Annotated in this window: 11 protein-coding genes; 7 read left to right on the top strand and 4 right to left on the bottom strand. The window is 69.8% G+C overall.

Features of this window, described 5'->3' with window-relative positions:
• Positions 1–43: 43 nt before the first annotated feature.
• Entirely contained in the window at positions 44–670 is a 627-nt protein-coding gene (gene rplJ / locus RCP37_RS03510) for a 50S ribosomal protein L10 (RefSeq protein ID WP_308485632.1), read from the bottom strand.
• Positions 671–929: 259 nt separating this feature from the next.
• On the bottom strand, positions 930–1,370 hold the full coding sequence (locus RCP37_RS03505) for an anthrone oxygenase family protein (RefSeq protein WP_308485631.1): 441 nt from the start codon (positions 1,368–1,370) through the stop codon (positions 930–932).
• Positions 1,371–1,441: 71 nt separating this feature from the next.
• Here RCP37_RS03505 and RCP37_RS03500 point away from each other — a divergent pair, with 71 nt between their 5' ends.
• Genes RCP37_RS03500 through RCP37_RS03490 form a run of 3 tightly spaced genes read left to right on the top strand, consistent with a single transcriptional unit; the run spans position 1,442 to position 3,393 of the window.
• On the top strand, positions 1,442–1,765 hold the full coding sequence (locus tag RCP37_RS03500) for a winged helix-turn-helix transcriptional regulator (RefSeq protein ID WP_308485630.1): 324 nt from the start codon (positions 1,442–1,444) through the stop codon (positions 1,763–1,765).
• Between the two features lie 45 nt (positions 1,766–1,810).
• Positions 1,811–2,899, top strand: coding sequence for an NAD(P)H-dependent amine dehydrogenase family protein (locus tag RCP37_RS03495; protein WP_308485629.1), 1,089 nt, complete (start codon positions 1,811–1,813; stop codon positions 2,897–2,899).
• Positions 2,896–3,393, top strand: a complete 498-nt coding sequence (locus RCP37_RS03490) for a carboxymuconolactone decarboxylase family protein (RefSeq protein ID WP_308485628.1) — start codon at positions 2,896–2,898, stop codon at positions 3,391–3,393. The genes RCP37_RS03495 and RCP37_RS03490 overlap by 4 nt, the downstream gene beginning before the upstream one ends.
• A 6-nt stretch (positions 3,394–3,399) precedes the next feature.
• Here the strand turns inward: RCP37_RS03490 and RCP37_RS03485 are convergent, their stop codons facing one another.
• Positions 3,400–4,314: an ROK family protein gene (locus tag RCP37_RS03485; protein ID WP_308485627.1), complete on the bottom strand. Its 915-nt coding sequence runs from the start codon at positions 4,312–4,314 to the stop codon at positions 3,400–3,402.
• The gene (locus tag RCP37_RS03480) at positions 4,314–8,480 is read right to left on the bottom strand and encodes a glycoside hydrolase family 38 N-terminal domain-containing protein (protein WP_308485626.1); all 4,167 of its coding nucleotides are present in this window, start codon (positions 8,478–8,480) and stop codon (positions 4,314–4,316) included. Before RCP37_RS03480 ends, RCP37_RS03485 begins: the two co-directional genes overlap by 1 nt.
• Positions 8,481–8,583: 103 nt before the next feature.
• Here RCP37_RS03480 and RCP37_RS03475 point away from each other — a divergent pair, with 103 nt between their 5' ends.
• From RCP37_RS03475 to RCP37_RS03460, 4 genes are read left to right on the top strand one after another with little or no spacing between them, the layout of a single operon-like run.
• Complete coding sequence (locus tag RCP37_RS03475; protein ID WP_308486922.1) at positions 8,584–9,108, top strand: DinB family protein; 525 nt, start codon at positions 8,584–8,586, stop codon at positions 9,106–9,108.
• Between the two features lie 2 nt (positions 9,109–9,110).
• A complete protein-coding gene (locus tag RCP37_RS03470) occupies positions 9,111–9,713 on the top strand; it encodes a DinB family protein (RefSeq protein WP_308485625.1) in 603 nt (200 codons plus the stop codon).
• Between the two features lie 50 nt (positions 9,714–9,763).
• A complete protein-coding gene (locus tag RCP37_RS03465) occupies positions 9,764–11,122 on the top strand; it encodes an ABC1 kinase family protein (RefSeq protein WP_308485624.1) in 1,359 nt (452 codons plus the stop codon).
• A 5-nt stretch (positions 11,123–11,127) separates the two neighbouring features.
• Entirely contained in the window at positions 11,128–12,033 is a 906-nt protein-coding gene (locus RCP37_RS03460; RefSeq protein WP_308486921.1) for an alpha/beta fold hydrolase, read from the top strand.
• Positions 12,034–12,071: the final 38 nt, after the last annotated feature.

Below are 12,071 nucleotides of genomic sequence, written 5' to 3'. Positions count from 1 at the left end.
TTTCTGATTCCGGTTAGGGAAGTTGGGTTGGGGTTGTGCCTAGTTACTCGGCGGCTTCGGCCGGAGCCTCGGCGGTCTCCGCCGGAGCTTCGGTCTCGGCCGGGGCCTCGGCCTCCGCGGGAGCCTCTGCCGGAGCCTCGGCAGCAGGTGCTGCCTCCGCGGGCTTCTTCTCCTGCAGTGCGGCTGCCAGGCGAGCCATCTGCGACGCCGGTGCGGCGAACAGGCCGGCGGCCTTGGACAGGTTGGCCTTCATGGCACCAGCCATCTTGGCCAGCAGCACCTCGCGCGACTCCAGGTCGGCGATGCGCTCCACCTCGGCGACGGTCAGCGCGCGACCGTCCATGTAGCCGCCCTTGATGACCAGCGCCTTGTGGTCCTTGGCGAACTTCTTGATCGCCTTGGCGGCGTCGACCGGCTCGCCCTGAACGAACGCGATGGCCGTCGGGCCGGCGAACAGTTCGTCGAGTCCTTCGACTCCGGCCTCGGCCGCGGCCAATTTGACCAGGGTGTTCTTCGCCACCGCGTAGGTTGCCGCACCGCTGAGCGAGCGCCGCAGCTCCGCCAGGTTCGCAACCGTCAGACCGCGGTACTCGGTGATCACGGTGGCAGTCGAGCCGTTGAACTGCTCGACGATCTCCGCGACGGCGGCGGTCTTGTCAGCCCGCGCCATGCATACCTCCTCGGTGTCGCTGTTGTTGTCTCAAGTTTTGTTCCACCCGGGAAATAACGAACGCCCCGACGCAGGATGCGGTCGGGGCGTCACAATGTGTGCCGGCGGTGCCGGTGCCTCGTCCTCCTGCGTGGGCCGCCGGGATGTTCCCGGACCTTCAACCGATTGCTCGGTGACCGACGGTCTGTGGTGGATCGCCACACACCATAGCGTGACGAGGGCCGATCAGCCAAAACGGCGTCCACCGGCCCGGCGGCAGCTAGGCATTCACGACGCCGATCGCGAGCAACACGAAGATCACCGCCAGCAGCGCCACGCGCAACCAGTGCAGCCGATCCCAACGCGCGGTCAGCCCCCGGGACACGTCGTCGGCGGTGCGCCACGCCGCGATCTTGTTGTTGATCGGCACCAGCACCAGCACGGAAAGCAGGACGACCGCCACCATCAAGCCTGCGCCGGCACCGATGAGCCAGCGCTGCGAGCCCGCGACGGCGGCGACCCCCACCAACAGCGCGAATGAGGCCAGGTACCAGAACGGCATCACCTTCCCCAGCAGCCCGGCGCCGTCACCGCGGGCGGCCCAGAAGGCGTCGTCGGGCAGGCGCCCGAGGATGGGGCGAACGAACGCCGCCACCGCGAACTCCGAACCGACCAGGGTCCCGACCACCAGCAGCGCAAGTGTCTCCAGAATCTGCTTCACGACAATCGACTGTGATGGCTATGCTGACAAAAAACAAGGTACTGACAAATTAGTCAGCATAAGGAGCGCTGGTGGCGGCATCGAAGACAATCGTCAGTGACTGCCCGATCGACGCCGCACTGTCGGTCATCAACGGCCGCTGGAAGGGCACCATCCTCTGGCGGCTGGCCGACGGGCCCCTGCGCACCGCGGAGCTCCGTCGCAGCATCCCGGGCATCACCGAACGAATGCTCATCCGCCATCTGCACGAGCTCGTCGCCGACGGGATCATCGAACGTCACGACGCCGGCACCGTGCCGCCCTGTGTGCACTATTCGATCTCCGAATACGGCAAGACGTTGGCCCCGGTGCTGGGCCAGCTGTGCGACTGGGGCCGCATCCACCTTTCGCGTTAACTCAGGGCTCGAGGTGACCAACCAATCGCTTGCTAGGCTCCTGTGATGAGCGACACTATCCCCACCCTCGTCTGGGGCACCGGGAACGTCGGACGACTGGCCATCCGCGCCGTCGACGCCCACCCCGAACTCCAACTCGCCCACGTCATCGTTCACGACCCGGCCAAGGTGGGCCGCGACGCGGGCGATCTCGGTGGACTCGACCGCACGCTCGGCGTCGCCGCCACCGACGACGTCGAAGCCGCGCTCGCCGCGGGCCCCCGCGCCGTCGTCTACGCCGCCTCCGGCGACATCCGCCCCGACGACGCCCTCGCCGACATCTGCCGCGCGATCCGCGCCGGCGCTGTGGTCGTCACACCATCCCTCTATGCCCTGTACGACCACCGAAGCGCCCCGCCCGAAGTGCGCGAACCCGTCGAGAAGGCCATCGCCGACGGTGGCGGCTCGCTGTTCGTGTCCGGCATCGACCCCGGCTGGGGCAACGACATCCTGCCGCTGCTCGTCAGCGGGCTCGCCGCCCGTGTCGACGGGATCCGCTGCCAGGAGATCTTCGACTACACGACCTACGACCAGCCGGACTCCGTCCGCCACCTCGTCGGCATGGGGCACCCGCTCGACTACCAGCCGCCGATGCTGATGGCGACCGTCCCGTCCATGGTGTGGGGTGGGCAGATCCGGCTGATCGCCCGCGCGCTGGGCATCGAACTCGACGACGTACGCGAGCACGTCGAACGCCGCGCCCTCGACGCCACCGTCACGACCGTCGCGATGGGCGACTTCGAAGCGGGCACCCAGGGCGCCGTGCGGTTCGAGGTCCAGGGCATCGTCGACGGCGAGGCCCGCATCGTCATCGAACATGTCACCCGCATTCACCCGTCCTGCGCGCCCGACTGGCCGCAGCCGCCGGACGGCGACGACGGCGCGCACCGCGTCATCATCGAAGGCAGCCCCCGGGTGGAGGTGACCGTCGAGGCCACCGAGAACGGCAACCGCTCCGAAGGCGGCAACGCCACCGCGGTCGGCCGCATCGTCGGCGCCATCGACTGGCTGGTCGCCGCCGAGCCCGGCCTGTACGACGCCCTCGACGTCCCGCTGCGCTGGATCCCCGGCCGAACCTTCGGAGGCACGAAGTGAACATCGACATCCCCGAGGGCCAGGACGCCATCGAGTACGTCTGGGGCTCCTTGGTCCCCGGAATCGGCCCGGCGGCGGCGAACTTCTCCCTGGCTGTTTACGCCCACTCGACGCTGGGCCTGCGCGAATTCGAGGCCGCGCGACTGCGCATAGCCCAGTTGAACGGCTGCCTGTTCTGCCAGGACTGGAGAACGGAACGCGACGGCCTCAAGGTGGAAGAAGAGTTCGCCGAGGCAGTCGAGCACTGGCGCACCACAGACCTCCTGGACGACAGGGCACGCTTGGCCGCGGAGTACGCGGAACGCTACGTCCTGGACCATCACGGCTTGGACGACGAGTTCTGGACCCGCTTCCAGGCCCACTACGACCAGCGTGAGGCCGTGGAACTGACGATGTCCCTGGGTGCCTGGCTGGCTTTCGGCCGCTTGAACAGGGTCTTCGGCCTGGACGCGATCTGCGCCCTCCCGAGCCACGCGACGACGCAAACCCCCTAAGCCGAGTCAGACCAGGGTGGCCAGCACGGCCGCCCCCACCAACCCGGCGTCGCCGCCGAGTTCGGCGGGCACCGCCTGCAGGCCGACCAGGAAGTCCAACCCGGCACGCTCGGCCAGCGCCGCCCGCAACGGGCCGAACAACAAGGCACCGGAGCGGGCGACTCCCCCACCGATCACCACCAGATCCAGGTCGCACACCGCCGCCACCGAGGTGATCATCACCGCCAGCGCATCGGTGCCACGCCGAAATGCCCGCAGCGCCACGGGGTCCCCGGAGTCGGCGGCCGCGGCGAGGGCCTTGGCGTCTGCTGCGGAAGCTTCCGGCGTCCAACCGTTGGCCAGCGCCCAGCGCACCATCGCCGGGCCGGAGGCGATGGTCTCCACGCAGCCGCGGCCACCGCAGCGGCACCGCTCACCGTCGGGATCGACGATGACGTGCCCGACGTGGCCCGCGTTGCCGGTACGGCCGTGCAACGGCGCGCCGTCGACCACCAGACCACCGCCCACGCCGGTGGAGACCACCATGCCCAGCATGGATCGGGTGCCGCGCCCGGCGCCGTGCCGGTATTCGCCGAGCGCCATGCAGACGCCGTCGCCGCCCAGTCGGACCGGAACACCGGGCACCGCGGCGGCCACCCGGTCACGCAGTGCGAACCCGCGCCAACCCGCGATGTTGACCGGGCTGACCGTTCCGGCGTCGACATCGATGGGTCCGGCCGAGCCGATACCCACGGCATCCACCCGCCCACCGGCTCGTTCCAGGGCGTTCTCAATCAGCTCGGCGGCCACCGCCCACACCACCTCGGTGCCCTGATCAGCCTGGGTGGGCAAGGTGACGGAGTAGGTCAGTGAGCCGTCGGGATCGACCAGGCCGGCGGCGATTTTGGTGCCACCGACATCCAGCGCGAGGACCGCGGCCATCAGTCGACACCCACCGTGACGGGCGCCAGCACCGCCAGTCGCACCGCGGTCGAATAGGCCAGCGCACCCGCTCCGCCCACCCGAACCAGCGCCCACCAGGTGCCTGGTGTCGCCCACACCGGCGGGGCGATGTCGAAGCTCAGCTCCACCTGGCCACGAGCCGGCACCACCGCACCCCGCGCCGCCGGCCCGGCCCATTCCCAGGTGCCCCAGGGGCTGATCAGGTGGGCCTCGACCGCCAGGTCGGCGTGTGCGTCGGTGCCGACCAGGACGCTCAGCCGGGCAGAGCGTCCGGCGGTGACTTCAATGGCGGACGGGTCGTCCACATACAGCAGCCGGTCGGGACCCGGATCGCCGACGCGCACCACCGCCACGTCTTCGACCGGCTGGCGCCAAGCCCGCGGCACGTCGCCGGACAGGTCCAGTCGAGCGCGCAGCGGATAGAGCCCCGGATCAGCGTCGGCGGGGACCGTCACCCGCACTGGGATGAGCGTGTGCTCCCCGGCCGCCAGCTGCACTGATTGTTCGGCCGGCGTGACCGCCCAGCCGGCCGGGCACTGCCACGTCACCGCACCGGACAGGGTCGCGTCGACGCAGTCGCTGGCCACCGTCAGGTCCAGGTTCAGCGGTGCGCCCGCGTCCGCGTCGACCCGGTGCGGGTGCAGCGCCGGGGTGACCGGCAGGGCGCCCAGCGGGGCCGGCCCGCGGTTGTGCAGCCAATAGCGGGCGTAGAGCGGTTGGGCTGCCTCGGATTCGGGCCCCAAAGACCCAGCGGCGCCCACGTTTTCGACATCGAGGCGAGCGGTGACGGTGGCGATCTCGTAGCCGTGCAGCCGGTCCGGCGCGGGGTGCTCGCGCGGCTGCTCCAGCAGGTCGGCCCGCCCCAACACGGTCACCGGGCCCAGGTCGCTGCGCAGCGTGACAGCGGCGTCGGCGCCGCGGGTCTCGACCAAACGCAGCGTGACGGTGTTGGGGTCGACGGGCTGCACGCTGCCGCGCGCCATCGGGTTGCCGGCCGCCTTGAGTGCCCCCAGACCCACCCCGTCGGCGGGATCGATACGCAGCAGCGAGCCGCTCGCCGGGAGCCGGCCGTGGCCCCCGGTCACCGCCACGGCCTGCAACGGGTCTGCGAACTCGGCACTGCGCTCGGGGATTGCCGCCTGCCGCCAGTCGCCGTCGCCGGCCACCAGCGCGTAGTCGAAGGTGTGCGTCCAGTGCTGCAGTTGAAAGGCGCTGCCGTCGGGCGCGGCGCGGCGCGGGTCGTCTTCCCAGGCCGCCGACGGCCAGCTGGTGCACGATCGCAGCAGGGCGGTGTGCAACGTGCCCGCGGAGTCCACCGCGAAACTGGGCACGCCACGGTTGATCAGTGCGACGGTGCGCGCCTCGAAGGGCTCCATCTCGGCGCGGGCGTCCTGGTCCACCACGATCTCGGCGTCGGCCAGGTCGTCGGCCACCCCGGCGATCTCGGCCACCAAACTGTCGTCGTCGCGGCCGGCGATCACCAGCACCGGCAGGGCACGCGGGCCGGTGAGGTCCGCCCCGGGAAGCCAGACCTCGGTGAGGGGTTTGGCCGCCGGCACCCACACCCGGGCCCGGCCGTGGCGATCGAGCTGGCGTCGCAGCTCGGCGGTGTAGGCCGGATCGGCGGCGTCCAGCACAGCCCGGGTGAAGGCGTTGCGGTCCGGCCCGCCCAGCGCGATACGGGTGTCGGGCAGGTTGGAGTCGACGTCGAGGTTGCCGTAGCGGGGTCCGTCGGCGTCCGAACAGGTGGCGGTGACCCCGGCACGCACCAGGGCGACCATCAGCTCCCGCGCCGGCGTGCCCGCGGTGACTATCTCCGCCACCGCGACCGCCCTGCTGCCGTCGCCGACGCTGATCCGCGCGGTGGCCGACAGCCCGAACCAGCGGTGGGCGGGGGTGTCGAGGGTCCGCGGATGCTGCGCGGTGTCCACCGAGCGTCCGCTGGGCTCGTGCAGCAGGCCGAAGCCGCGGCCGATGACGGCGTCGGCCACCTCGGCGACCGGCAGGGCGCCGGGCACCGGACAGGGCCAGCGCAGCCGCAGCAAGTGGTCGGCGCCGGCGAACTCATCGATGGTGGTTGAGCAGTCCACCCGGTCGACGCCGTGCCACAGCGTCAGGGTCTGGGTGTAGGCCAGCACGTTGCGGATCCGTCCGGACACCACCAGCCGCTCCCCCAACGGCCCGCGGTAGGCCTGCACCGTCACGTCACGTGCGACCGCGGAGGTGAACAGGTTGCCGCTGGGCACCAGGTGCCACGGGCCTTCCCCGGATTGCGGGTGCCGTGGGTATTCGTCGTAGACGGCGAGCTGGTTGCCCAAGCCTCCGTCGATGATCATTTCGCGGCCTTGGTGGCGCCACGAGGTGATCCCGCCGCCGCGATCCGGATCCGCGGTCAGCTGGTGGTGCTCGTTGCTGATGCGGGTGCGGGCCACCGGGTGCCAGCCGTCGGCGTCCGCGGTGGGCATGAGCCGGTAGGCCTGCCAACCCAGCGACGGCACGCCGCGGGCCAGCCAGCTGACGGTGCTGCCGCCGTGCTCGACGTGGGTAGGCAGTTCGGTGCCGTCGGGAGCAACCACGCGCGCCCCGCCCGACAGCGGTGTCTCTAGGTGCACGGTGACGATGTCGGTGCGGTCGCGGGCCACCGGATTCCACACCACTGCACTGTCGCCTTGGCCGGTATCGGCCAGAGCAGACAGCACCGTCAGTGCGCTGTCGCGGGCGTCGGCGCCCAGTTGCCAGGCGTCGCGCCAGCCGGTCAGCAGGTCCAGGTAGACCTGGTCGGCTTCCGAGCCGGTGATGGCGTCGTGGTGGGCGCCGTAGGACAGTTGCGCCCAGGCCTTGGCCAGTGCCGCCTCCGGGTAGTCCACGCCGGTCAGCGCCGCGGCGAACACCGCGTAGCGCTCGGCGCCCAGGACCGCCTGCTCGGCGGCCCGATTGGCTTGCTTGGTGTCGATATAGGAGACGTGGCAGCCGGTGTAGATCGGGTTCATGTCCCGGGTCTGCGGGGACGCGTGCACACCGCGTTGGTCCAGTTCGGCGCGTACCGCGGCGAAGAACTCGCTCGGCACGGCGCAGACGAACTTCGGCCAGGTGTAGCGGGCGTTCCAGTCCCGGTGGATCTTGGTGATCCAGCGGTTCGGCGGGGTGAAGTCGGTGCCCACCGGCAGCAGCACGTTGCGGGTGGCGGCGACCTTCTTCATCTCGGTGAACAAGCGGTAGACGTCGTCCTCGGCGGCGGCCAGGGTCGTATTCGCGTCCATCCACCAGCCGGCCGCGTAGTGCGCGGGCATGTAGTGGGTCAGCAGGCCGCGCCCGGACGGCGCAATCCATTCGAACTCGGATGCGAACTGCATGCGGCGCGGATCGCCCCGATCGGCCATCGGACCCCATTGATGAAACGGCCCGCGCGCCCAGGCGCTGGAGGACAGTCCGGCGTCGGCGACCAGCCCGGGGAATTGCGGATCGTGGCCGAACACGTCGAGCTGCCAGGCCGTCGCCGGTGCGGCGCCCATGATGTCGCGCTGAAAGCCGATCCCGGCCACCAGGTTGCGGATCGTGGTCTCGGCGTCGGTGAGGTTGGTCGACGGTTCGTTGTAGGTGCCGCCCATCACCTCGACCCGGCCTTGCGCGATCAGCCGGCGGAGCTCGGCCCGGTCCTGCGGGTGGGTGTCCCAATACGGCTTGAGGTAGTCGACTTCGGCCAGCACGAACTTGTACTCGGGGTTGTCGCGGGCCCAGTCCAGGTGCCCGCGTACCAGATCGAAGCCGTTGGTCTGCCGGCACGCGCCAAGCGGGTTCTCGGTCCACACGCTGGTGTAGTTGGCCTGGGTGTTCCACCACACCGGGTCGTAGTGGAAGTGGCCGATCATGAACATGGTCCAGCCGGGTTCGGCCACGGTGAACGTGAAACGGTTGCCGTTGACCTGGGCGGCCCGCTGCTGCCCCGGCACCGGGTTGTCGACGATCACCGGCACCTCGACGACACCGCTTCCGGGCTCGGCAATGGCCTCCCCGGCCAGTCCGTCACCGTCGATACGCAGCGGGGTCGCCACGTCGGCGTCGCGATAGTCGACCCGGACCAGCTGCGCGGGCGAGTCGGCCGGCCCCACGAACTTCTCGGTCGATTCGACGTCGAGGATCCGCATGACACAAACCTACGGATGCGCGCCCGCCGAGCGGAGCCTTTCGGTGACCGGCCATATTTCGGTGTGCGTGGCCGATGTCGGACGGGGCTGGCAGGCTCGGGTCATGCCCGCCTGGAGTGACTTGCTGGCCGATCAGCTCGACTGGCACTGGACAAACCAGCTGCGCTCGCGGCTGGACGGCCTCACCGACGACGAGTACCGGTGGGAGCCGGTGGCCGGCTGCTGGTCGGTACGCCCCGACGGCATCGACTTTGCCTTCCCGGCGCCCGAGCCGGCGCCGTTCACCACCATCGCCTGGCGGATGGCGCACGTGATCGTCGGCGTGTTCGCGGTGCGCAACCACCACCACTTCGGCGGGCCGCCGGCCGATTACCAGAGCTGGCCGTACGCCCTCGACGTCGCCACCGCGCTGCGCCAGCTCGATGACGCCTACGCAGGCTGGATCGCCGGGGTGCGTGGCCTCGATGAATCCGCATTGGCTCGGCCCGTCGGCGCGGCGGAGGGGCCGTGGGCCGACCGCACCATGGCGGAGCTGGTCTTGCACATCCACCGCGAAGCCATCCATCACGGAGCCGAAATCGCCTGCCTGCGCGATCTGTACGCGCACCGGCCGGATCGAAAGGACTGACCATGCCCGGACTTGCCCCGCCGGTGACCGACGAACGGCACGCGCTGCGCGAATTTGTGGCCTACCACCAAAGCGCCTACTTCGCGGTGGCTTACGGCCTGACCGATGAGCAGGCCCGGGCCACCCCGACGGCCAGCGCCTTGTCGATCGGCGCGTTGATCAAACATGCCACCGGGATGCAACACACCTGGATGTCCCGGGTCGCCGCCGCCCCGGCCGCGCCGCCCGCGGACAGCCGCCCGGGCGAGGAGAGGGCCCGCGAATATCAGGACCAGTACCTGCTGCGCCAGGACGAAACCCTGGCCGGGGCGTTGGAGGCGTTCGCGGCGCAGAACGCCGAGACGCTACGCCTGTTGGAGTCCGCAGACCTCGACGCCGCGGTGCCGGTGCCGCGCGACGCACCGTGGTTCCCCACCGACGTCGACGCGTGGACGGTGCGCTGGGTGTTTCATCACCTGATCAACGAGCTCGCCCGGCATGCCGGGCACGCCGACATCATGCGGGAAAGCATTGATGGCGCCACCATGTACGAACTGATCGCGGCGTTCGAGGGCGCCGAACCGACCGCATGGCTGACCCCCTGGCAACCGGGCGCCACGGCCTAAGGCGGTGCGCTGGCGGAGAACTTCCGCCGGTGATTTGGCAGACTGCAGCAATGAGTTCGACCCCACCCCGCCAGGTGGCCCAGCTGGACCGGGTGCCGTTGCCGGTTGAGGCGGCCCGCATCGGCGCAACGGGCTGGCAGCTCACCCGCGCGGCCGCCCGAGTCTTCACCCGGTTGCTCGGGCCCGGGCCGATCCAGCAGAAGGTGATCCGCGAGCTGCCGCAGACGTTCGCCGACCTGGGACCCACCTATGTCAAGTTCGGCCAGATCATCGCCTCGAGCCCCGGCGCGTTCGGTGAACCGCTGTCGCGGGAGTTCCGCGGACTACTCGACTCCGTGCCGCCGGCCGACCCGGCCGAGATACATGCCCTATTTGTCGAGGAATTGGGCGCGCAGCCGCAGGAGCTGTTCGCCAAGTTCGACGAGACCCCGATCGCGTCGGCCTCGATCGCCCAGGTGCACTTCGCCACCCTGCACAGCGGCGAGGAGGTCGTGGTTAAGATCCAGCGGCCCGGCATCCGCCGACGGGTCGCGGCCGACCTGCAGATCCTCAAACGCTTCGCCCAGCTGGTGGAGCTGGCCAAGCTGGGTCGGCGACTGTCGGCCGGCGATGTGGTCGCCGACTTCGCCGACAACCTCGCCGAGGAACTGGACTTCCGTATCGAGGGCCAGTCGATGCAGACCTGGGTGTCGCACCTGCATGCTTCCCCGCTGGGCAAGAACATCAAGGTGCCCGACGTGCACTGGGACTTCACCAGCGAACGGGTGCTGACGATGGAGCGTGTGGCGGGCATCCGCATCGATGACGCCCCCGCCATCCGCAAAGCCGGCTTCGACGGCGTGGAACTGGTCAAAGCGCTGCTGTTCTCCACCTTCGAGGGCGGGCTGCGGCACGGGTTGTTCCACGGCGACCTGCACGCCGGCAATCTGCTGGTGGACGACGAGGGCCGGGTGGTGTTCCTGGACTTCGGGATCATGGGCCGCATCGACCCGCGCACCCGGTGGCTGCTGCGCGAGCTGGTCTACGCGCTGCTGGTCAAGAAGGACCACGCCGCGGCCGGCAAGATCGTGGTGCTGATGGGTGCGGTGGGCACCGTCAAACCCGAGGGCCAGGCCGCCAAGGATCTCGAGGCGTTCGCGACCCCGCTGACGATGAAGTCGCTGGGCGACATGTCCTACGCCGACATCGGCAAGCAGCTCGGAGCGCTGGCCGATGCCTACGACGTCAAGCTGCCCCGCGAGCTGGTGCTCATCGGCAAGCAGTTCCTCTACGTGGAGCGCTACATGAAACTGCTGGCGCCGCGCTGGCAGATGATGTCCGACCCGCAGCTGACCGGCTACTTCGCCAACTTCATGGTCGACGTCAGCCGCGAGCACAAAGACACCAACGACGACGACCCGGGAGTATGACCTTGGTGGAGATGCGCAGCGGCACCGCCCGCTCGGGCGATCTGGAGATCTTCTACGAAGACCTGGGAAGCCCCGAGGATCCGCCAGTGCTGCTGGTGATGGGACTGGGCGCCCAGCTGCTGCTGTGGCGCACCGGGTTCTGCGAGAAGCTGGTCGCCCAGGGCCTGCGCGTGATCCGCTACGACAACCGCGACGTCGGCTTGTCCAGCAAGCTGGGTCGCGAACATGCCCGTGGCGCGCTGGTCCCGCGGATGGCGCGATTCTGGCTGGGCAAGCCCAGCCCGGCCGTCTACACCCTCGAAGACATGGCCGACGACGCCGCCGCCCTGCTAGATCACCTGGGAATCGAGCAAGCGCACGTCGTAGGCGCATCCATGGGCGGCATGATCGCGCAGGTGTTCGCCGCACGGTTCGCGCCCCGGACCCGTTCGCTGGCCGTCATCTTCTCCAGCAACAACCGGCGTTTCCTTCCCCCGCCGGCGCCGCGCGCGCTGATGGCGCTGCTGACCGGTCCGTCACCGGACTCCCCCCGCGACGTGATCATCGACAACGCGGTGCGGGCCAGCCGGATCATCGGCAGTCCGCGCTACCCGGCACCGGAGGACCAACTTCGGGCCAACATCATCGAGGCCTACGAGCGCAGCTACTACCCCTGGGGCATCGCCCGGCAGTTCGGCGCCATCCTGGCCAGCGGCAGCCTGGCCGCCTATGACCGACTGATCACCGCGCCGACTGTGGTCATCCACGGCCTGGCCGACAAGCTGATGCGCCCCTCGGGAGGACGGGCCGTCGCCGACGCCATCGACCGCGCCCGGCTGGTGCTGTTCGAGGGCATGGGCCACGACCTGCCCGAAGAGCTGTGGGATCCGGTGATCAGCGAGCTGACCACGACATTTGCTACTGCCGAGTAGCGTCGAGGTGTCCAAGACCACACCGAAGTGCCCATGAC

Origin of the sequence: Mycolicibacter sp. MU0102, assembly GCF_963378105.1 — a bacterium.
GTDB classification, from domain to species: domain Bacteria; phylum Actinomycetota; class Actinomycetes; order Mycobacteriales; family Mycobacteriaceae; genus Mycobacterium; species Mycobacterium holstebronense.
Note: the sequence above shows the minus strand (reverse complement) of the source record. Positions and strands in the feature narration are given on the sequence as shown.

Excerpts from the sequence above, each read along its gene's own strand:
- rplJ (WP_308485632.1), bottom strand. The coding sequence starts at position 670 with ATGGCGCGGGCTGACAAGACCGCCGCCGTCGCGGAGATCGTCGAGCAG.
- RCP37_RS03495 (WP_308485629.1), top strand. The coding sequence starts at position 1,811 with ATGAGCGACACTATCCCCACCCTCGTCTGGGGCACCGGGAACGTCGGA.
- RCP37_RS03465 (WP_308485624.1), top strand. The coding sequence starts at position 9,764 with ATGAGTTCGACCCCACCCCGCCAGGTGGCCCAGCTGGACCGGGTGCCG.
- RCP37_RS03485 (WP_308485627.1), bottom strand. The coding sequence starts at position 4,314 with ATGGCCGCGGTCCTCGCGCTGGATGTCGGTGGCACCAAAATCGCCGCC.
- RCP37_RS03470 (WP_308485625.1), top strand. The coding sequence starts at position 9,111 with ATGCCCGGACTTGCCCCGCCGGTGACCGACGAACGGCACGCGCTGCGC.
- RCP37_RS03480 (WP_308485626.1), bottom strand. The coding sequence starts at position 8,480 with ATGCGGATCCTCGACGTCGAATCGACCGAGAAGTTCGTGGGGCCGGCC.
- RCP37_RS03475 (WP_308486922.1), top strand. The coding sequence starts at position 8,584 with ATGCCCGCCTGGAGTGACTTGCTGGCCGATCAGCTCGACTGGCACTGG.